The sequence below is a fragment of the Enterobacter cloacae complex sp. ECL352 genome (genome assembly GCF_020149545.1).
GTDB classification, from domain to species: Bacteria; Pseudomonadota; Gammaproteobacteria; order Enterobacterales; family Enterobacteriaceae; genus Enterobacter; species Enterobacter asburiae_B.
In genome coordinates this window covers 1,205,892-1,226,839 of the sequence record NZ_CP083709.1, presented here as the reverse complement: position 1 = coordinate 1,226,839, position 20,948 = coordinate 1,205,892, and the positions used below count along the sequence as shown (strand labels likewise).

The following is a 20,948-nucleotide window of genomic DNA, read 5'->3' as shown; positions in this document are numbered from 1 at the left end:
TTATACTCCGGCAAAATTCTGTGTATGTGTCGCCCATGGCGGCCCAACGTTTCTACTCAGGCGAGAGACAATGTTTGATAATTTAACCGATCGTTTGTCGCGCACGCTGCGCAACATCAGCGGCCGCGGACGCCTTACTGAAGAGAACATCAAGGAAACGCTGCGCGAAGTGCGCATGGCGCTGCTGGAAGCAGACGTCGCGTTGCCGGTTGTTCGTGATTTTATCAACCGCGTTAAAGAGAAGGCGGTTGGTCATGAAGTTAACAAGAGCCTGACCCCGGGTCAGGAGTTCGTCAAAATCGTTCGTAATGAACTGGTTTCGGCGATGGGCGAAGAGAACCAGGTGCTTAACCTGGCGGCTCAGCCGCCGGCCGTGGTGCTGATGGCGGGCCTGCAGGGTGCAGGTAAAACGACCAGCGTCGGTAAGCTGGGTAAATTCCTGCGTGAAAAGCACAAGAAGAAAGTGCTGGTAGTTTCTGCGGACGTCTATCGCCCGGCGGCGATCAAACAGCTGGAAACCCTGGCCGAGCAGGTCGGCGTAGATTTCTTCCCGTCCGACGTGGCGCAGAAGCCTGTCGACATCGTTAACGCGGCGCTGAAAGAAGCGAAGCTGAAATTCTACGATGTGCTGCTGGTGGATACCGCCGGTCGTCTGCACGTTGACGAAGCGATGATGGACGAGATCAAGCAGGTACATGCCTCTATCAACCCGGTAGAGACCCTGTTCGTTGTCGACGCCATGACCGGTCAGGATGCGGCGAATACCGCGAAAGCGTTTAACGAAGCGCTGCCGCTAACCGGCGTGGTGCTGACTAAAGTGGACGGTGACGCCCGCGGCGGTGCGGCGCTCTCGATTCGTCACATCACCGGTAAGCCGATTAAATTCCTCGGCGTGGGCGAGAAAACTGAAGCGCTCGAGCCGTTCCACCCGGATCGTATTGCCTCCCGTATCCTCGGCATGGGCGACGTGCTGTCGCTGATCGAAGATATCGAGAGCAAAGTTGACCGCGCGCAGGCCGAGAAGCTTGCCAGCAAGCTGAAAAAAGGTGACGGTTTCGATCTTACCGACTTCCTTGAGCAGCTGCGTCAGATGAAAAACATGGGCGGCATGGCCAGCCTGATGGGCAAACTGCCGGGCATGGGCCAGATCCCTGACAACGTGAAAGCGCAGATGGATGACAAGGTGCTGGTGCGTATGGAGGCGATCATCAACTCGATGACGCTGAAAGAGCGCGCTAACCCGGATATCATCAAAGGTTCCCGTAAACGCCGTATCGCAGCCGGTTGCGGCATGCAGGTGCAGGACGTTAACCGTCTTCTTAAACAGTTCGACGACATGCAGCGCATGATGAAGAAAATGAAGAAAGGCGGCATGGCGAAGATGATGCGCGGCATGAAAGGCATGATGCCACCCGGTTTTCCAGGGCGTTAATCGCTTTTGAGATTGCTTTTTGCCCGAAAATGAGTAAAATTTTCGGGCTTTTAATATGACACCCGGGCTCCGTTCCTCGATGGGGCCCGGTTGTTTTATTCACACAAGAGGATGTTATGGTAACTATTCGTTTAGCTCGTCACGGCGCTAAAAAGCGTCCGTTCTACCAGGTTGTTGTGACTGACAGCCGTAATGCACGCAACGGTCGCTTCATCGAGCGCGTTGGTTTCTTCAACCCACTGGCCGCTGGCGCAGAAGAAGAAACTCGTCTGGATCTGGATCGTATCGCTCACTGGGTTGGCCAGGGCGCTACTGTTTCCGATCGCGTTGCTACGCTGATCAAAGCAGCAAACAAAGCAGCTTAATCTGTCACGGTGGTCATGATGAGCAATAAAGCACCTGTTGAACCGATCGTATTGGGAAAAATGGGTTCTTGCTACGGTATCCGTGGTTGGCTCAGAGTGTTTTCCTCCACTGAAGACGCTGATAGCATTTTTGATTACCAGCCCTGGTTTATCCAGAAAGGCGGTAAGTGGGAAGAGGTCGAGCTGGAAAGCTGGCGTCACCACAATCAGGACATCATCATCAAGCTGAAAGGCGTTGACGATCGTGATGCTGCGAATGCGCTGACTAATTGTGAAATTGTCGTGGATTCGTCGCAGTTGCCACAGCTGGAAGAGGGCGACTACTACTGGAAAGACCTTATGGGTTGCCAGGTAGTCACTACCGAAGGCTACAGCCTGGGGAAAGTCATCGATATGATGGAAACCGGGTCAAATGACGTTCTCGTCATTAAGGCAAACCTGAAAGATGCATTTGGCATCAAGGAGCGGTTGGTTCCGTTCCTCGATGGACAGGTTATCAAGAAAGTCGATCTCACTACTCAAACCATTGAAGTAGATTGGGATCCTGGTTTTTAAATTCTCCGGATAAACGGTAAAAGACGGCGCTATGTGGATTGGCATAATTAGCCTGTTTCCTGAAATGTTCCGCGCGATTACCGATTACGGGGTAACTGGCCGGGCAGTAAAGAATGGCCTGCTGAGCATCCAGAGCTGGAGTCCTCGTGACTTTACTCATGACCGGCACCGTACCGTGGACGATCGTCCTTACGGCGGCGGACCGGGGATGCTAATGATGGTGCAACCCTTACGGGACGCCATTCACACAGCAAAAGCCGCGGCAGGTGAAGGCGCAAAGGTGATTTATCTGTCACCTCAGGGACGCAAGCTTGATCAAGCGGGCGTGAGCGAACTGGCGACGAATCAAAAGCTGATTCTGGTCTGTGGGCGCTACGAAGGGATAGATGAGCGCGTAATTCAAACCGAGATTGACGAAGAATGGTCTATCGGCGATTACGTTCTCAGCGGTGGTGAGTTACCCGCAATGACGCTGATTGACTCCGTCGCCCGGTTCATTCCGGGGGTTCTGGGCCATGAAGCTTCGGCAACGGAAGATTCCTTTGCCGATGGGTTGCTGGACTGTCCACACTATACTCGTCCTGAAGTGTTAGAAGGGATGGAAGTACCGGCGGTGTTACTGTCTGGAAACCATGCCGAGATACGTCGCTGGCGTTTGAAGCAGTCGCTGGGCCGAACCTGGCTTAGAAGACCTGAACTTCTGGAAAACCTGGCTCTGACTGAAGAGCAAGCAAAGTTGCTGGCCGAGTTCAAAACTGAACACGCGCACCAGCAGCATGAACATGATGGGAATGCGTAATACGCTCCCGAATATCAGTTTACCCAGGATAAGAGATTAAATTATGAGCAACATTATTAAGCAACTTGAACAAGAGCAGATGAAGCAGGACGTACCTTCCTTCCGTCCAGGTGACACCGTGGAAGTGAAAGTATGGGTTGTTGAAGGTTCCAAAAAACGTCTGCAGGCATTCGAGGGCGTGGTTATCGCTATTCGTAACCGCGGTCTGCACTCTGCATTCACTGTTCGTAAAATTTCCAACGGCGAAGGCGTTGAGCGTGTCTTCCAGACTCACTCTCCGGTAGTTGACAGCATTGCTGTTAAACGTCGTGGTGCTGTACGTAAAGCTAAACTGTACTACCTGCGTGAGCGTACTGGTAAGTCTGCTCGTATTAAAGAGCGTCTGAACTAAGATTCGCTTAAGCGACATCCTGTTAGAAAGGGCTGGCCGAAAGGCTGGCCCTTTTTTTATCCCTGCGCACCTCTCGCGTTAACCCTTTTGTCATAAATCATTTACAATGCTTGCCTCTTGAAAGGAGGAGAAGTGGATAACGTACTGCATCAGCCTAACCGGAAACGCGCAGCGGCATTGACCGCGCTGTTTGCGATCCTGCTGATCGTGGTGGCGCCGCTTATCTCCGTCTCCTTGCAGAAAGATCCCATGAGCGCGATGCCGGGCATGCATCATGACATGAGCATGATGTCGATGGACGAGCATCAGGGCGATATGCCGCATACGATGCCTGTCGACCATGCGGAAGCGTGCGGCTACTGCGTGCTGTTAGCGCATGTCCCTGGCGTGATGCTGGCGCTGATCGTCCTGCTCAGCGCGGTATTACAGAGGCTTCGCATTAAGCCGCCGCGCCAGGCGGTCAGCCACTGGCACTTTTTCCCCTGGCTTTACCCTGATACCCGCGCGCCGCCGCGGCAGTCTGCTTTTTCCCTTTAAAACTAAATCGATAACTTTTTGCCTTAAAAAGGAAAAGTATGACTACCTGCACTCCGCGCGCGGCATGGGGAAACCTGCTGCGTCGCCTCCATTTCTACGTCGGGCTTTTTGTTGGTCCGTTTATCTTCTTTGCCGCGCTGACCGGTACGCTGTATGTGGCGACCCCGCAGCTGGAGAATGCGCTCTACCGGCACGCGCTCCACACGGATTCCGTAGGCGAGTTGCAGCCGCTGGCGGAGCAAATCGCCGTGGCGGAAAAAACCGTTGGCTCAGATTTGCATTTGCACGCCGTGCGTCCGGGGCTGGCTGAAGGCGAAACCACCCGCGTGATGTTTGCCGATCCGACGCTTGGCCCATCGGAGAACCGGGCTATCTTTATTGATCCAGTAAGCCTGGCGGTGCTGGGAGATATGACGGTATACGGCACCAGCGGGATTTTACCGCTGCGTCAGACCATTGATTATCTGCATACCTCTTTGATGCTGGGCGACGTGGGGCGGCTCTACAGCGAGCTTGCCGCCTCCTGGATGTGGGTTGCCGCGCTGGGCGGTGCTGCCCTGTGGTTTTATACCCGACCCAAACGGCGGATCAATAATCGCTTCCAGAATCGTCGTCGGATGCACGTGACGCTGGGCTGGAGTCTGCTGGGCGGAATGCTGTTGTTCTCAGCAACCGGCCTGACCTGGTCTCAATGGGCAGGCGGGAACGTTGATAAGGTGCGGGCAGAGATGAACTGGCTTACCCCGCAGGTGAACACGACGCTTTCCGGTCAACAGAAGATCGTGGATGAGCACGCCGAACACCGGGGCCATCACGGCGGAATGATGATGCCGGAAATGGCGATGGATCTGACGCAGTTTGACGGAGTATTAAGCGCGGCCCGTAACGCGGGAATTGATGCCAACAGGCTGGAGATCCGCCCGGCAAAAACGGCGGATCGCGCCTGGACCGTGACGGAAATCGATCGTAGCTGGCCGACCCAGGTGGACGCCGTTGCGGTTGATCCTTCTACGATGCAGGTCCTGGACAGAACCCGATTCGAGGATTTCCCGTTAATGGCAAAACTGACCCGCTGGGGCGTGGATTTCCATATGGGGATCTTATTCGGGCTGGTGAATCAGCTGCTGCTGGTGGCGTTCGGCCTCGCCCTGTGCGTGCTCATCATTTGGGGTTACCGGATGTGGTGGATGCGTCGTCCGGCACAGTCGGCCGTGGATCCGGTGCAGACGCTTTGTCAGAGCTGGCTGACGCTGTCAGGGTGGGGAAGAGGGATTACGGTGATAATCAGCATACTGCTGGGGCTGGCCTTGCCGGTCATGGGCGTGAGTCTGGCGCTGTTTGTTCTGGTGGACTGGCTGCGCTGGCGAGCGGCAACCAGGGTGACGCTCGCCGAATCTTCCGCTAAATAACCTATGGCGTGCTGATAACCACTGCGACGCGGCGGTTTTCAGCGCGCCCTTGCGGAGTGCTGTTGCTCGCAACCGGATATTTTTGACCTAACCCCCGCGTGGTGAGATTGCTGCGCGGGATATTTGCCCCCTTCGCCCAGGCATCGGCCACGGCATTGGCGCGTTTTAACGACAGCGCTTCGTTGTAGCTTTCTTCACCGTAGTTATCCGTGTGACCGTCCATTCGCGCGTGGTTCAGGCCGGTTTCCGCCAGGCGAGAGGCCATGGACTGGATCTGCGTTTCACTTTCCGGGCGCAGTCTGGCGTCATTTTTATCAAACAGGATGGTGTCCGACATGCCAAGTGACCAGTCACCGTTCAGTTCGTTAAAACCGTAAGACTTCATCGCCGAAATTTGCTCAGGAGTGAATTTGCCTTCCGGGGGCGACTGACAGCCTGCCAGAACCAGTGAGGCCAGAACTATCGGCGCGAAGTAACGTTTTAACATAGTGTATCCTTTCTAACTTGTTGTTTTCGTACGCTGGTTTTTCACCTGATACATGTTGCGGTCAGCCCTCTCCAGTAATGCTTCCACGGAAGCATTTTCCCACGCCAGAGCAAAGCCAATGCTGAGTGACATCGATGCTTTTTGTCCGTTATGAAGATCAAACGGACGGATAAACTGCTGCGATAGCGCAGCACAAATGTGTTGAACCTCGAGCTCAGAGTGTACGCCGTACAGCACCATAGCGAATTCGTCACCGCCAAGGCGGTATGCCTGGTGACGTTTGTCGCCAAACTCCATCATCCTGCTGGCGACTTCTATCAGCACGCAGTCACCTGCCGCGTGTCCCCAGGTGTCGTTAATAAACTTAAAATTATCACCGTCGAGGAAGAGCAGGGCCGAGTTTGTTTTGGCTGAAGGGTCGTTCATTAAGGCTGCAATGCTGTTACGAAACGCAGCGCGGTTGGCAAGACCGGTGAGCGGGTCGTGCATGGCGGTACGCAGCAGCTGGGCATTTTTCGCCTGAAGCTTCAGTTGCCACTCCTCCATCTCATCCAGAAGGCTGTTGAAGTCCTCACCAAACTGGTGAAACTCTTCGATACGGCCGTCTTTCACCCGGCGGGAGAAGTTGCGGTTAGTACGAACGTCATGCACGACGTCAGTGATGTTTTGCAGGGCCGTGACCATCCCATGGTGCAAAGACTGGGTAATGGTGAGCGCGACGACGGTTGCAAAGAGAATGCAGCCGGTCAGAACGGCAAACGACATCCAGATGAAATGGCCGATCAGACTGTCACGCGCGGTCAGGCGAATTTCGCCGATCGTTGCGCCGTTATGCATGATGGGCTGCGCAACCGGTACGGGGAAAAGCCAGCGGCTGACCAGTGCGCCCAGCGTGTCGTTGTTGTCCTCCGGGTTCCAGGACCAGTAGGCAAACCGCTTTTTATGCGCGTTAATAACCTCGGCCACGGCAAACTGCCCCTGTTTGCCCAGCGCAGCCAGCGTTTCGTTGGCCGCCAGCGAGTCGTTGAACACCAGCGAGGCTTCCAGGCTGTGGCTCATTGTTGCGCCGGTTAATTCGAGATTCTTTTGCGCGTATTGTTTTAACGTCACGACGGAAGCAAAACAGAGCAGCAGCCATATTAGCGTCATCGTGATGATGACGCTTATCATGCTGTTTCGCCTCAACGTTCTTTTAAACGTCGGACGTGGCGTTGAAGTGAAATCTTTATCCATGCTGCTTATTCCGTGCAAGCATTAATACATCCGGATTGACTCTTACGCCACTGCGCGTCAATGCATCCAGATTGACGGCGAACCGTACCTGGCCGCGATCGATTATCAGGCAAAAGGCACTGCCAATTACACATTCCGGATTTTGCTCTGAGATTAATAGCAACGCTCTGCCCTGATATTGACTTATTAATTCAAGTTGTTTTGCCGGTGATTCAGACCCGAAATAGATCGCATCGCACGTCGCGGCCAGGGCTTCCTGATCGTTACGTACAATAACGGGAGTATAAGGTAACTCGCTATGCCCCTCATCGCCGCTGAGGGCGTGCGTATAGTGCGAAGTGGCGTAGACGCAGAGTTTAGGCTGACCGGAAAGTGACGGCCATCGCGTATAGCTCACGATGCCTGAGACAATCGAGCGTACCGATTTATCCGTTTCCGTAAGCGTGCCTGCCGCCGCAGGGCCCACCATAAGGAACAGCATTATCACCAGAGTGAGTCGGAAAAAAGAGATCAAGAATAAATTTCTCACCAGAATCCGCCACATCGCTCTGGAAATAGATGTCCTTAAGAGTTGCGGGCAGAATACCATTGTTTATCAGGGCCGTCATTATGTCAGAAATAGCATGAGGCCGACCTAAGCTAAATCCTACAGTTGTTTATTTTCCGGTGGATAAAAATAGATTAATTCAGTCTGCTGGAGCGCATACTTTCATCCATCCCTTGCTGCCATGACGCACGCAGTTTTGCCGCGTTTTCGGCTGTATCGCAACTGGCAGGGAAAGATTTGCCTGCTAATCCCCAGGCGTGAATAAACCCTTCTTCGCAGACTTTCTTCTGACCATCAGCATAGCCGCGAAGATATTCACTACGATCAACGTGTGTGTCGTTAAAACTATCGGCCAGGGCCTGGTTATCTTTAACCGGCAGGCCATTCATGGCGTCTTCTTTACCTGCATCAAACCAGGATGGGCTGGTCCAGTCGGGCTGGAAGGTGTAAGGATTGATCTGACAGCCCGTTAAAAACAGCGACAACAGCGCGAGAGCAATTGAACGCATAGCCATTCTCCTTTTTTCTTCAGCATAGCCTGGCTAAAGAAAATCTGTCTGTAATTTAAAGTTTACGTTTTTATCGGCTGATTTTTGCAATAAATTGGCATCTGTAAAGTAATGTGTACGTATTTTGGATTGAAATGTTTACTTTTTATGGTATCGTGGTTTCACCTCATTGAGGAAAACAACTATCGCAAACGAGCTTTACAGGATCGCCATCATGCAAAAAGACGCGCTGAACAACGTACATATCACTGACGAACAGGTGTTAATCACTCCGGATCAACTGAAAGCGGAATTTCCGCTGAGCGTCGCGCAGGAGGCTCAGATCGAGCACTCTCGCCAGACCATTTCTGACATTATCGCCGGCCGCGATCCGCGCCTGCTGGTGGTATGCGGTCCTTGCTCCATTCACGATCCTGAAACCGCCATTGAATATGCTCGTCGATTTAAAGCGTTAGCGGAGGAGGTCAGCGATAGCCTCTATCTGGTGATGCGCGTCTATTTTGAGAAGCCACGTACGACCGTCGGCTGGAAAGGGTTGATTAACGATCCGCACATGGATGGCTCGTTTGATGTGGAAGCAGGCCTGAAGATTGCGCGTCGCCTGCTGGTGGAGCTGGTCAGCATGGGGCTGCCGCTGGCAACCGAAGCGCTGGACCCGAACAGCCCGCAGTACCTGGGCGATCTGTTCAGCTGGTCGGCGATTGGCGCGCGTACCACGGAATCGCAAACCCACCGCGAGATGGCGTCTGGCCTGTCAATGCCGGTTGGCTTTAAAAACGGTACCGATGGCAGCCTGGCGACGGCGATCAACGCCATGCGCGCTGCTGCGATGCCGCACCGTTTCGTCGGTATCAACCAGGCGGGCCAGGTCTGCCTCCTGCAAACGCAGGGTAACCCGGACGGCCATGTGATCCTGCGCGGCGGGAAAGCACCTAACTACAGCCCGGCGGACGTGGCGCAGTGTGAAAAAGAGATGGAGCAGGCGGGACTGCGCCCGGCACTGATGGTAGATTGCAGTCATGGTAATTCAAATAAAGATTACCGTCGCCAGCCTGCGGTTGCGGAATCCGTGGTCGCACAGATCAAAGATGGCAACCGTTCGATTATCGGTCTGATGATTGAGAGCAATATTCATGAAGGCAATCAATCATCTGAACAACCGCGCAGTGCAATGAAGCACGGCGTCTCCGTGACGGATGCTTGCATCAGCTGGGAAACCACCGATGCGCTGCTGCGTGAGATCCACAAAGATTTGAAAGGCCAGCTGGCGACGCGTCTGGCTTAAGAGGTTAGTTATGGTTGCTGAATTGACCGCACTGCGCGATCAAATTGATGAAGTGGATAAGGCGCTGCTGGACCTGCTGGCGCGCCGCATGGCGCTGGTTGCCGAAGTCGGTGAGGTGAAAAGCAAATACGGCCTGCCGATTTACGTCCCGGAGCGCGAAGCCTCAATGCTGGCCTCTCGTCGCAAAGAGGCCCAGGCGCTGGGCGTTTCGCCGGATTTAATTGAAGATGTTCTGCGTCGCGTGATGCGGGAATCCTATTCCAGCGAAAACGACAAGGGCTTCAAAACCCTCTGTCCGTCCCTGCGGCCGGTGGTGATTGTCGGCGGGGCAGGACAGATGGGGCGTCTGTTTGAAAAAATGCTGACGCTTTCTGGCTATCAGGTGCGCATTCTGGAAAAAGAGGACTGGGCGCATGCTCCGGAACTCATGAAAGATGCCGGGATGGTTATCGTCAGCGTGCCGATCCACGTGACGGAGCAGATCATCGGAAAGCTTCCTGCTTTACCGAAAGATTGCATCCTGGTGGATCTGGCCTCCGTCAAAAATGGTCCGCTACAGGCGATGCTGGCTGCGCATACGGGCCCGGTACTGGGTCTGCACCCGATGTTTGGCCCGGACAGCGGCAGCCTGGCTAAGCAGGTGGTGGTTTACTGCGACGGTCGTCAGCCGGAAGCCTATCAGTGGTTCCTGGAACAGATTCAGGTATGGGGCGCGCGATTGCATCGTATCAGCGCGGTCGAGCACGATCAGAACATGGCGTTCATTCAGGCGCTGCGCCACTTTGCGACGTTTGCCTACGGTCTGCATCTGGCGGAAGAGAACGTGCAGCTTGAACAGCTGCTGGCGCTCTCTTCGCCTATCTATCGTCTGGAGCTGGCGATGGTCGGGCGTCTGTTTGCTCAGGATCCGCAGCTTTACGCGGACATTATTATGTCCTCCGAGAACAATCTGGCGCTCATCAAGCGCTACTATCAGCGCTTTGGCGAAGCCATTACGCTGCTGGAGCACGGAGACAAGCAGGCGTTTATCGACAGTTTCCGCAAGGTCGAGCACTGGTTTGGCGATTACGCGCAGCGTTTCCAGAGTGAGAGCCGGACGCTGTTGCGCCAGGCAAATGACAGTCGCCAGTAATGCGATGATGTATATACTGAAAGCCAGCAATGCTGGCTTTTTTTATTTTGGGGAACTGTCATGGCCGAACCGCAGCTGCTGTTGAATTACACCGGGCATCTGCCTGAGTGCCCGACGTGGAACGCAGAAGAGCGCGCGCTCTACTGGGCCGATATTCTGGAAGGGGAGATCCACCGCTACCATCTGCCGACGGCAGAACACACCGTACTCTCTTTCCATGAGGAGGTGGGCTGTTTCGCGCTGCGCGAGCAGGGTGGTTTTATCGTTGCGATGCGAACGGGTATCTGGCTGACCGATAAACACGGCCTGCTGCGCCGCAAGGTGTGCGATAACCCCTCTAACCCACAGCTCGCACGCTTTAACGACGGCGGCACCGATTCTCTGGGGCGATTCTACGCGGGCACGTTTTGGGGGCCGGGAGATTACAACGGTGCCCTGCTGATGCGCATCGACAACGACCTGACGCCGAAAGTGATCCAGTGCGATATTCACGGGCACAACGGCTTAGCGTTTAGCCCTGATAATCAATGGATGTTTACTTCAGATACGCCAAACGGCGTTATTTACCGAACGCCGCTTGATGAGAAGGGCGAACCCGGCAGGCGCGAGGTGTTTCGTCAGTTTAAAGAGGGCGAAGGGATACCGGACGGCGCTGCCGTGGATGTGGAAGGCTGCTACTGGAGCGCGCTGTTTGACGGCTGGCGTATTGCGCGTTTTTCTCCGCAAGGGGAGCAGCTGGAAGAATACCGCATGCCGGTGCGTTGCCCGACGATGGTCTGCTTTGGCGGCGATGACATGAAAACACTGTTTATTACCACCACGCGGGAAAATATGGACGCGGACGAGCTGGCGAAGTATCCGCTCTCCGGCGCCATATTCACCCTGCCGGTGAACGTGGCAGGGATGAAGAAAAGCCGGTTCATCGAACGTTAAGCCGGGTCAACCGGGACCACGTTTTCGCTCGGATAGCAGCCCAGCACCTTCATGGAACGCGTGATCTCGCCCAGTTCGCGCAGGGCCTTCTGCATGGAAGCAGATTCCAGGTTGGCCTGGATATCGAGGTAGAACATCTCTTCCCACGGGTTACCGTGGATTGGGCGTGATTCCAGCCTGGTCATGATCAGGTTGTGATTACGCAGCACCAGCAGGGCTTCAACCAGCGCCCCGGCCTGTTGGCCGGTCGCCATCAGCAGCGTGGTTTTGGCCGGCACCTGGTCTGACACATTGATCGCCTTGCGGGCCAGCACCACGAAGCGGGTGATATTTTGCGTCTGGTTCGCCAGGTTGCGTTCCAGCACCTGCAGGCCATACAGCGCCCCGCCTGCTTCGCTGCCGAGCGCGGCGACGGTTGGGGTGTTAGCCTGCGCCACTTTTTCCATCGCCGCCGAGGTGCTTTCGGTGTACTCAATTTTCCAGTTCGGATAGCGGTTCAGGAACTGGCTGCACTGCTGGAACGGCTGTGGATGACTGTAAACCGTTTCGATCTTGCTCAGGTCCGTTGAGCCGGAGACCAGCACGCAGTGATCGATAGGGATCGTCAGCTCGCCTACCAGCGACAGGCTGGTGTGCTGCAGCAAATCGTAGACGTCGTTGATGGCGCCGGAGCTGGTGTTTTCAATCGGTACGACGGCGTAATCCGCCTGGCCGGTCTCAACCTGGTTAAAAATGTCGGCAAACTTCGCGCAGCCGCTCTCAATAAATTCTTCGAAATGGCGTGCGGCATACTGACGTGCGGCCAGGTGAGAATAAGATCCCTTCGGACCGAGGAAGGCAATACGCGCAGAGTGTGGATTGGTTTTGTTCAGATGCTGCTGGAGCAGCGCTTGCTGAGTGAGAACGGAGTCTTCGATGATGAGCTGGAACAACCGGGTAATGTAGTGGGCATCGAGGTGATGCACTTTGCCGAGCTGAATGAGACGTTCCAGCAGATCGCGCTCGCGGTCGATATCTCGTACCGGGCGATGGGAGTCCAGCTTGGCTTTGCCCACTTCAACGGCAAGCGCGCGGCGTTCGGCCAGCAGCGCCAGCAGTTTCTCATCCAGCGCGCTGATTTTTACTCGCAGATCCAGTAACGGGTTTTCCGGTGTCATAGTGTTGCCTGTCTCATTTTATCGTTATCAATAAAAAAGGCCCCCCGGTGTGGGAGGCCTTGTTGTTCGTCTTCGCATTCTTTATCACACGACGAAACGCCTCCCGTTCAGGGGAAGGTAAAAAAGAATGCGAAGAAGAACGGCGTAAGTTTCATAAAGTCATCCTGTGATTGATACCGTTAAAGTACCCGTACTGTTTTCACCCTGTCAATAAAAAACAAAAAACGCGCCCGAAGGCGCGTTGGCGGTACACTCAATTTAAAGGATTACTCTTCTTCAACTTCTTCCGCGAAGCTGGCGTCTTTCACCGATGTTGCGGCGCGACGGGCTTCACCTTTGTGTTGCACTTTATTGAGCTGCCGTTCCAGCTTGTTGATCAAATCGTTAATTGCTGTGTACATATCCTCATGTTTTGCGCTGGCGACCAGATGGCCGTTTGGAGTATTGATAGTTGCGTCAGCGATGAAACCCTGCGGCTCCTTGGACAGGATGATATGTGGATTAATCAAATGAGTTTGCCATTTATCCAGTTTGGCGAGACGGTCTGCGACGTGCTGGCGGATTGCCGGAGTAATTTCCATTTGTTTACTGGTAATGTTCATTGTCATAAATTTTACCTCTTGTCTTTCCGTCTTGGTGATTCCAGCATACCCGACCTAATGTCAAAATGTGTGATTTAGATCACGTTATTTTGTCGGTTTTTGTCAGGGAATCTTTTTTGTGAGGCAGGGCAGGAAGAGGTGAGATTTACCTTGTCGAAGGTAAAAATTGGGGCCATAGTTGACTGGATGTGTTGAGGCTTAAGCGCTTCAGCGACGCGCTAAAATGAATAAAAAAACGGCAGCCTTCGGGCTGCCGTTTTGCATTGAGGCAATATCAGGTGTTGCTGCTGTTCGCGGCGATGATTTTCGCCACTTTTTCAGCCTGAGCGGTCATCTGCATCTGACGGTAAGCATTTTCCATCAGCTTCAGGCCGTCGCGCGTTGCCTGAGTATCCGGATAATCACGCAGCATACCTTCTACGCGGTTAACCACGGCAACCCATGCGCCACGACGGGTATAGTATTCCGCTACGGAGTATTCATATTTCGCCAGACGATCTTTCAGGAACACCAGACGTTTGGTCGCGTCGGTCACGTACTGACTGTTCGGATAGCCGCGCACCAGCTTGGAGAAGTCATTGAAGGCATCACGCGCATGCTGCGGGTCACGGTCAGAACGATCCACGCCGAAGAAGCCCTGAAGCGCACTGTCGTCCAGCGCCATGTTGGTGAGGCCGCGCATGTACATCACATAGTCGATGTTAGGATGAGTCGGGTTCAGACGCATGAAACGATCGATGGTTGCCTGAGCCAGCGGCAGGTCGGCATTTTTATAGTATGCGTAGATGAGATCTAACTGTACCTGCTGCGAATATGGACCAAATGGATAGCGATTATCCAACGCTTCCAGTTGCGTTATCGCCTGTTTCCAGTTACCGTCCTGCAACTTTTGTTGTGCAGTCGCATAGATTTCATTCGGCGGATTGTCAGGGACCTGTTCATTTGAACCGGAGCAGCCCACCAAAGCCAGGCTCAACGTGGCCGCTGCCACCAGATATTTCATGCGCGTCATGACGTTTTGACTTTCCTCAAATGTTTGTCCGGGAGAAACTCTGTTCCTGCTCCCGATTAAGACCAGCTACAATAGCACACTATATTAAACGGCAAAGCCGTAAAACCCAACGTTAAACGAAGAAGCAGTTTATGGCACAACGAGTAGAACTCACCGCAACAGTCTCCGAAAATCAGCTCGGTCAACGCTTAGATCAGGCTTTGGCCGAATTGTTCCCTGATTATTCGCGTTCACGCATAAAAGAATGGATCCTTGACCAGCGCGTGCTGGTAAACGGCAAGATCTGGGACAAACCAAAAGAGAAAGTGTTAGGTGGGGAAGCTGTCGCCATCAATGCTGAAATCGAAGAGGAAATCCGCTTCGAGCCGCAGGATATCCCACTGGACATCGTCTATGAAGATGATGACATTCTGGTGATCAACAAGCCGCGCGACCTGGTTGTTCATCCGGGCGCGGGGAACCCTGACGGTACGGTACTTAACGCACTTCTCCATTATTATCCGCCGATCGCGGATGTCCCGCGCGCGGGCATCGTGCACCGTCTGGATAAAGACACCACCGGTTTGATGGTGGTGGCGAAGACCGTTCCTGCTCAAACCCGTCTGGTGGAATCGCTGCAGCTGCGCGAAATCACCCGCGAGTATGAAGCGGTAGCCATTGGGCATATGACCTCTGGCGGAACGGTGGAAGAGCCAATCAGCCGTCACCCAACTAAACGTACCCATATGTCGGTGCATCCGATGGGTAAACCGGCGGTGACGCACTATCGCATTATGGAGCACTTCCGTATTCATACGCGCCTGCGTCTGCGTCTGGAAACCGGACGTACTCACCAGATCCGCGTGCATATGGCCCACATTACCCATCCGCTGGTCGGGGATCAGGTATACGGTGGTCGTCCGCGTCCACCTAAAGGCGCATCGGATGAGTTCATCAGCGTATTGCGTAAATTCGATCGCCAGGCGCTGCACGCGACTATGCTGCGTCTTTACCACCCTATCACCGGTATTCAGATGGAGTGGCATGCGCCTATCCCGCAGGATATGGTGGATCTTATCGACGCCATGCGTGCTGATTTCGAAGAACATAAGGATCAAGTGGACTGGTTATGACCAAACTGATTGTCCCGGAGTGGCCATTGCCTGCAGGCGTGGCCGCCTGCAGTTCAACCCGTATTGGCGGTGTTAGCCAGGGCGCGTGGGAGTCTTTGAACCTCGGTGCGCACTGTGGCGACAACCTGGAACATGTTGAAGAGAACCGCCGACGTCTGTTTGCTGCGGGGAACTTGCCGTCGAAACCGGTCTGGCTGGAACAGGTTCATGGTAACGCGGTGCTGAAGTTGAAGGGAGAACCCTATGCTTCTAAACGCGCTGATGCCTCTTACAGTAATACTCCGGGAACCGTTTGTGCCGTGATGACCGCCGATTGTCTGCCGGTTCTGTTCTGTAACCGTGCAGGTACCGAGGTGGCTGCAGCACACGCGGGCTGGCGTGGTCTGTGTGAAGGCGTGCTCGAAGAAACTGTCGCCTGCTTTAGCGATGAGCCAGCCAATATTATGGCCTGGCTTGGCCCGGCCATTGGTCCTCGCGCTTTCGAAGTGGGGCCAGAGGTTCGCGAAGCCTTTATGGAAAAAGATCCGCAAGCGGTTGAAGCCTTCCTGCCTTCGGGGGATAAATATCTGGCCGATATTTACCAGCTCGCCCGTCAGCGTCTGAATAACGTTGGCGTGATGCAGATCTTCGGCGGCGATCGCTGCACATTCACCGAAAAGGGTGATTTTTTCTCCTATCGTCGCGACAAGACCACGGGGCGTATGGCAAGTTTCATTTGGCTGATATAACCTAAAGAATCAAGACGATCCGGTACGTGCCGTTTTCTTTTCACATAATTCAGGTCATTAACCTTGAATAATTGAGGGATGACCTCATTTAATCTCCAGTAGCAAATTTGACCTGTTATGGGAGGAGTTATGCGTCTGGATCGTCTTACTAATAAATTCCAGCTTGCTCTCGCCGATGCCCAGTCCCTCGCACTGGGGCACGACAACCAGTTTATCGAACCTCTTCATTTAATGAGCGCCTTGCTGAATCAGGAAGGGGGATCGGTACGTCCTTTATTAACGTCCGCTGGCATTAATGCTGGCCAGTTACGCACCGCCATCGATCAGGCGCTGAGCCGTTTACCGCAGGTAGAAGGTACCGGCGGCGACGTTCAGCCGTCGCAGGATCTGGTGCGCGTGCTTAACCTTTGCGACAAGCTGGCGCAAAAACGTGGGGACAACTTTATTTCGTCAGAGCTGTTTGTTCTGGCGGCGCTTGAATCACGCGGTACCTTGACCGACCTGCTGAAATCTGCCGGTGCGACCACCGCCAATGTGACTCAGGCGATTGAGAAAATGCGCGGAGGTGAAAGCGTGAACGATCAGGGAGCCGAAGACCAACGTCAGGCTTTGAAGAAATTTACGGTCGATCTGACCGAGCGTGCTGAACAGGGCAAACTTGACCCGGTTATCGGCCGTGATGAAGAAATTCGCCGTACGATTCAGGTACTGCAACGTCGTACCAAGAACAACCCGGTGCTGATTGGTGAACCGGGTGTCGGTAAAACCGCCATTGTTGAAGGGCTGGCGCAGCGTATCGTTAACGGGGAAGTGCCGGAAGGCCTGAAAGGCCGCCGCGTACTGGCGCTGGATATGGGCGCGCTGGTGGCCGGTGCGAAATACCGCGGTGAGTTTGAGGAGCGTCTGAAAGGCGTGCTTAACGACCTGGCGAAGCAGGAAGGGAACGTTATCCTGTTTATCGACGAACTGCACACTATGGTCGGTGCGGGTAAAGCGGACGGCGCGATGGATGCCGGGAACATGCTGAAACCTGCGCTGGCGCGCGGTGAACTTCACTGCGTCGGTGCCACCACGCTCGACGAGTACCGTCAGTACATTGAGAAAGATGCTGCTCTGGAACGTCGTTTCCAGAAAGTGTTTGTTGCTGAGCCAAGCGTTGAAGATACCATCGCGATCCTGCGTGGTTTGAAGGAGCGCTATGAACTGCACCACCACGTGCAGATCACTGACCCGGCTATCGTTGCGGCAGCGACGCTTTCGCATCGTTATATTGCTGACCGTCAGCTACCGGATAAAGCGATCGACCTTATTGATGAAGCGGCTTCGAGCATTCGTATGCAGATTGACTCGAAACCGGAAGAGCTGGACAGGCTCGACCGACGCATCATTCAGCTCAAGCTGGAACAGCAGGCGCTGAAGAAAGAGTCTGATGAAGCCAGTAAGAAACGCCTGGATATGCTCAATGAAGAACTGGACGATAAAGAGCGCCAGTACTCTGAGCTGGAAGAAGAGTGGAAAGCCGAGAAAGCATCCCTTTCCGGCACTCAGACCATTAAAGCTGAACTCGAACAGGCTAAAATTGCCATTGAGCAGGCTCGCCGTGTCGGCGATCTGGCGCGGATGTCTGAACTGCAGTACGGCAAAATTCCTGAGTTGGAGAAACAGCTTGAGATAGCGACGCAGTCAGAAGGGAAAACGATGCGTCTGTTACGTAATAAAGTGACGGATGCGGAAATCGCGGAAGTGCTTGCTCGCTGGACCGGTATTCCGGTGGCGCGCATGCTGGAAGGCGAGCGTGAAAAACTGCTGCGCATGGAGCAAGATCTACACAATCGGGTGATTGGCCAGAACGAAGCGGTTGAAGCGGTTTCGAACGCTATTCGTCGTAGTCGTGCAGGGCTGTCCGATCCAAACCGTCCGATTGGTTCGTTCCTGTTCCTGGGGCCGACGGGGGTCGGTAAAACCGAGCTGTGTAAAGCGCTGGCTAACTTTATGTTCGACAGCGACGATGCGATGGTACGTATCGACATGTCCGAGTTTATGGAGAAACACTCCGTCTCACGTCTGGTCGGCGCGCCTCCGGGATACGTTGGTTATGAAGAAGGGGGATATCTGACGGAAGCCGTTCGCCGTCGCCCTTATTCCGTCATCCTGCTGGATGAGGTGGAAAAAGCGCACCCTGATGTGTTCAACATTCTGCTTCAGGTGCTTGATGATGGCCGTCTGACCGACGGACAGGGGAGAACGGTCGACTTCCGTAATACGGTTGTCATCATGACCTCGAACCTGGGTTCCGATTTGATTCAGGAACGTTTCGGTGAACTGGACTATAGCCATATGAAGGATCTGGTGCTCGGTGTCGTGAGCCATAACTTCCGTCCGGAGTTCATCAACCGTATTGATGAAGTGGTGGTATTCCATCCTCTGGGTGAGAAACACATTGCGTCGATTGCGCAGATCCAGCTGCAGCGTCTGTACAAACGTCTGGAAGAGCGTGGATATGAAATTCACATCTCCGACGAGGCTCTGAAGCTGCTGAGCGAGAATGGTTACGATCCGGTGTACGGTGCGCGTCCATTGAAACGTGCTATCCAGCAGCAGATCGAAAACCCGCTGGCGCAGCAGATCCTCTCCGGAGAGTTGATTCCGGGCAAAGTTATTCGTCTGGAAGCCAACGACGATCGTATTGTGGCAGTGCAGTAAGTCACAAAACGCAAAAACGAGCCGCTTGCGGCTCGTTTTTGTTTAAAAACCAGGCGAAAATTGAGGTCTGGAGTAAGATTTGCCTGGAAAGTGAGCGGTTAGTAAATAAATGTCACTTTATCCTTGCAGCTTCGGAATTACTCCCTATAATGCGCCTCCACTGACACGGAACAACGGCACACACGCCGCCGGGTCAGCAGAGAAAAGCGAAATTAATCACTTGACTCTGAAGCGGGAAAGCGTAATATGCACACCCCGCGCCGCTGCGAAAAGCGAAGCGGCACTGCTCTTTAACAATTTATCAGACAATCTGTGTGGGCACTCAAAGTGACATGGATTCTTAACGTCGCAAGACGAAAAATGAATACCAAGTCTCTGAGTGAACATACGTAATTCATTACGAAGTTTAATTCACGAGCATCAAACTTAAATTGAAGAGTTTGATCATGGCTCAGATTGAACGCTGGCGGCAGGCCTAACACATGCAAGTCGAGCGGCAGCGGAAAGTAGCTTGCTACTTTGCCGGCGAGCGGCGGACGGGTGAGTAATGTCTGGGAAACTGCCTGATGGAGGGGGATAACTACTGGAAACGGTAGCTAATACCGCATAACGTCGCAAGACCAAAGAGGGGGACCTTCGGGCCTCTTGCCATCAGATGTGCCCAGATGGGATTAGCTAGTAGGTGGGGTAACGGCTCACCTAGGCGACGATCCCTAGCTGGTCTGAGAGGATGACCAGCCACACTGGAACTGAGACACGGTCCAGACTCCTACGGGAGGCAGCAGTGGGGAATATTGCACAATGGGCGCAAGCCTGATGCAGCCATGCCGCGTGTATGAAGAAGGCCTTCGGGTTGTAAAGTACTTTCAGCGGGGAGGAAGGTGTTGTGGTTAATAACCACAGCAATTGACGTTACCCGCAGAAGAAGCACCGGCTAACTCCGTGCCAGCAGCCGCGGTAATACGGAGGGTGCAAGCGTTAATCGGAATTACTGGGCGTAAAGCGCACGCAGGCGGTCTGTCAAGTCGGATGTGAAATCCCCGGGCTCAACCTGGGAACTGCATTCGAAACTGGCAGGCTAGAGTCTTGTAGAGGGGGGTAGAATTCCAGGTGTAGCGGTGAAATGCGTAGAGATCTGGAGGAATACCGGTGGCGAAGGCGGCCCCCTGGACAAAGACTGACGCTCAGGTGCGAAAGCGTGGGGAGCAAACAGGATTAGATACCCTGGTAGTCCACGCCGTAAACGATGTCGACTTGGAGGTTGTGCCCTTGAGGCGTGGCTTCCGGAGCTAACGCGTTAAGTCGACCGCCTGGGGAGTACGGCCGCAAGGTTAAAACTCAAATGAATTGACGGGGGCCCGCACAAGCGGTGGAGCATGTGGTTTAATTCGATGCAACGCGAAGAACCTTACCTACTCTTGACATCCAGAGAACTTTCCAGAGATGGATTGGTGCCTTCGGGAACTCTGAGACAGGTGCTGCATGGCTGTCGTCAGCTCGTGTTGTGAAATGTTGGGTTAAGTCCCGCAACGAGCGCAACCCTTATCCTTTGTTGCCAGCGGTTAGGCCGGGAACTCAAAGGAGACTGCCAGTGATAAACTGGAGGAAGGTGGGGATGACGTCAAGTCATCATGGCCCTTACGAGTAGGGCTACACACGTGCTACAATGGCGCATACAAAGAGAAGCGACCTCGCGAGAGCAAGCGGACCTCATAAAGTGCGTCGTAGTCCGGATTGGAGTCTGCAACTCGACTCCATGAAGTCGGAATCGCTAGTAATCGTAGATCAGAATGCTACGGTGAATACGTTCCCGGGCCTTGTACACACCGCCCGTCACACCATGGGAGTGGGTTGCAAAAGAAGTAGGTAGCTTAACCTTCGGGAGGGCGCTTACCACTTTGTGATTCATGACTGGGGTGAAGTCGTAACAAGGTAACCGTAGGGGAACCTGCGGTTGGATCACCTCCTTACCTTAAAGAACCTGCCTTTGTAGTGCTCACACAGATTGTCTGATGAAAAG

The 20,948-nt window shown here is 53.9% G+C and carries 21 protein-coding genes, 1 rRNA gene and 1 other annotated feature; of the genes, 14 read left to right on the top strand and 8 right to left on the bottom strand.

The genetic code is table 11. The annotated features are described in order from the left end of the window. The first annotated feature begins 70 nt into the window (after positions 1-70). From ffh to LBF07_RS05850, 7 genes are all read left to right on the top strand, one after another. Positions 71-1,432, top strand: a complete 1,362-nt coding sequence (gene ffh, locus LBF07_RS05880; RefSeq protein WP_014884878.1) for a signal recognition particle protein — start codon at positions 71-73, stop codon at positions 1,430-1,432. Between the two features lie 116 nt (positions 1,433-1,548). After that, positions 1,549-1,797, top strand: coding sequence for a 30S ribosomal protein S16 (gene rpsP, locus LBF07_RS05875; protein ID WP_003863133.1), 249 nt, complete (start codon positions 1,549-1,551; stop codon positions 1,795-1,797). Positions 1,798-1,812: 15 nt separating this feature from the next. Next, positions 1,813-2,352 (top strand): ribosome maturation factor RimM, encoded by a 540-nt coding sequence (gene rimM, locus LBF07_RS05870; protein ID WP_029741020.1) that lies wholly within the window; start codon positions 1,813-1,815, stop codon positions 2,350-2,352. 31 nt (positions 2,353-2,383) lie between these two features. After that, the gene (gene trmD, locus LBF07_RS05865) at positions 2,384-3,151 is read left to right on the top strand and encodes a tRNA (guanosine(37)-N1)-methyltransferase TrmD (protein ID WP_014832949.1); all 768 of its coding nucleotides are present in this window, start codon (positions 2,384-2,386) and stop codon (positions 3,149-3,151) included. A 43-nt stretch (positions 3,152-3,194) separates the two neighbouring features. Further along, the gene (gene rplS, locus LBF07_RS05860) at positions 3,195-3,542 is read left to right on the top strand and encodes a 50S ribosomal protein L19 (protein WP_002914145.1); all 348 of its coding nucleotides are present in this window, start codon (positions 3,195-3,197) and stop codon (positions 3,540-3,542) included. A gap of 132 nt (positions 3,543-3,674) precedes the next feature. Continuing rightward, entirely contained in the window at positions 3,675-4,079 is a 405-nt protein-coding gene (locus LBF07_RS05855; RefSeq protein WP_094935668.1) for a DUF2946 domain-containing protein, read from the top strand. A gap of 38 nt (positions 4,080-4,117) precedes the next feature. Next, entirely contained in the window at positions 4,118-5,488 is a 1,371-nt protein-coding gene (locus LBF07_RS05850; RefSeq protein WP_094935669.1) for a PepSY domain-containing protein, read from the top strand. Between the two features lies 1 nt (position 5,489). Here the strand turns inward: LBF07_RS05850 and LBF07_RS05845 are convergent, their stop codons facing one another. The 4 genes from LBF07_RS05845 to LBF07_RS05830 form a co-directional block, all read right to left on the bottom strand. Beyond that, the gene (locus LBF07_RS05845) at positions 5,490-5,975 is read right to left on the bottom strand and encodes an OmpA family protein (RefSeq protein ID WP_029741023.1); all 486 of its coding nucleotides are present in this window, start codon (positions 5,973-5,975) and stop codon (positions 5,490-5,492) included. Between the two features lie 12 nt (positions 5,976-5,987). Beyond that, positions 5,988-7,208: a diguanylate cyclase DgcN gene (gene dgcN, locus LBF07_RS05840; RefSeq protein ID WP_029741024.1), complete on the bottom strand. Its 1,221-nt coding sequence runs from the start codon at positions 7,206-7,208 to the stop codon at positions 5,988-5,990. Next, complete coding sequence (locus LBF07_RS05835) at positions 7,201-7,737, bottom strand: YfiR family protein (RefSeq protein WP_033146572.1); 537 nt, start codon at positions 7,735-7,737, stop codon at positions 7,201-7,203. Before LBF07_RS05835 ends, dgcN begins: the two co-directional genes overlap by 8 nt. A 152-nt stretch (positions 7,738-7,889) precedes the next feature. Then, positions 7,890-8,264 carry a DUF2799 domain-containing protein gene (locus LBF07_RS05830; protein WP_023308872.1) on the bottom strand — a complete coding sequence of 125 codons (375 nt, stop codon included), beginning with the start codon at positions 8,262-8,264 and terminating at the stop codon, positions 7,890-7,892. A gap of 214 nt (positions 8,265-8,478) precedes the next feature. On the opposite strand from LBF07_RS05830, the gene aroF reads away from it, so the two are divergent. From aroF to LBF07_RS05815, 3 genes are read left to right on the top strand one after another with little or no spacing between them, the layout of a single operon-like run. Further along, the gene (gene aroF / locus LBF07_RS05825) at positions 8,479-9,549 is read left to right on the top strand and encodes a 3-deoxy-7-phosphoheptulonate synthase AroF (RefSeq protein WP_033146251.1); all 1,071 of its coding nucleotides are present in this window, start codon (positions 8,479-8,481) and stop codon (positions 9,547-9,549) included. 10 nt (positions 9,550-9,559) lie between these two features. Then, on the top strand, positions 9,560-10,681 hold the full coding sequence (gene tyrA, locus LBF07_RS05820) for a bifunctional chorismate mutase/prephenate dehydrogenase (protein ID WP_033146250.1): 1,122 nt from the start codon (positions 9,560-9,562) through the stop codon (positions 10,679-10,681). A gap of 60 nt (positions 10,682-10,741) precedes the next feature. Continuing rightward, complete coding sequence (locus LBF07_RS05815; RefSeq protein ID WP_094935671.1) at positions 10,742-11,614, top strand: SMP-30/gluconolactonase/LRE family protein; 873 nt, start codon at positions 10,742-10,744, stop codon at positions 11,612-11,614. On the opposite strand, the gene pheA is transcribed toward LBF07_RS05815, so the two are convergent. From pheA to bamD, 4 genes are all read right to left on the bottom strand, one after another. Beyond that, complete coding sequence (gene pheA / locus LBF07_RS05810; protein ID WP_048977008.1) at positions 11,611-12,771, bottom strand: bifunctional chorismate mutase/prephenate dehydratase; 1,161 nt, start codon at positions 12,769-12,771, stop codon at positions 11,611-11,613. The two genes, LBF07_RS05815 and pheA, sit on opposite strands and share 4 nt — an antisense overlap. A 30-nt stretch (positions 12,772-12,801) precedes the next feature. Continuing rightward, positions 12,802-12,927: a sequence feature (Phe leader region), on the bottom strand. After that, a complete protein-coding gene (pheL, locus tag LBF07_RS05805; RefSeq protein ID WP_100249759.1) occupies positions 12,879-12,926 on the bottom strand; it encodes a pheA operon leader peptide PheL in 48 nt (15 codons plus the stop codon). Its footprint overlaps the feature before it by 48 nt. A 110-nt stretch (positions 12,928-13,037) precedes the next feature. Continuing rightward, a complete protein-coding gene (gene raiA, locus LBF07_RS05800; RefSeq protein WP_003863162.1) occupies positions 13,038-13,379 on the bottom strand; it encodes a ribosome-associated translation inhibitor RaiA in 342 nt (113 codons plus the stop codon). A 268-nt stretch (positions 13,380-13,647) separates the two neighbouring features. Next, positions 13,648-14,385, bottom strand: coding sequence for an outer membrane protein assembly factor BamD (bamD, locus tag LBF07_RS05795; protein ID WP_023308867.1), 738 nt, complete (start codon positions 14,383-14,385; stop codon positions 13,648-13,650). 131 nt (positions 14,386-14,516) lie between these two features. Between bamD and rluD the strand changes: the two genes are divergently transcribed. From rluD to LBF07_RS05775, 4 genes are all read left to right on the top strand, one after another. Then, entirely contained in the window at positions 14,517-15,497 is a 981-nt protein-coding gene (gene rluD, locus LBF07_RS05790; protein WP_023308866.1) for a 23S rRNA pseudouridine(1911/1915/1917) synthase RluD, read from the top strand. Further along, positions 15,494-16,225 (top strand): purine nucleoside phosphorylase YfiH, encoded by a 732-nt coding sequence (yfiH, locus tag LBF07_RS05785; protein WP_094935672.1) that lies wholly within the window; start codon positions 15,494-15,496, stop codon positions 16,223-16,225. The genes rluD and yfiH overlap by 4 nt, the downstream gene beginning before the upstream one ends. 129 nt (positions 16,226-16,354) lie before the next feature. After that, a complete protein-coding gene (gene clpB, locus LBF07_RS05780; RefSeq protein WP_023308864.1) occupies positions 16,355-18,928 on the top strand; it encodes an ATP-dependent chaperone ClpB in 2,574 nt (857 codons plus the stop codon). Positions 18,929-19,356: 428 nt separating this feature from the next. Continuing rightward, positions 19,357-20,898 (top strand): 16S ribosomal RNA (locus tag LBF07_RS05775). Positions 20,899-20,948: the final 50 nt, after the last annotated feature.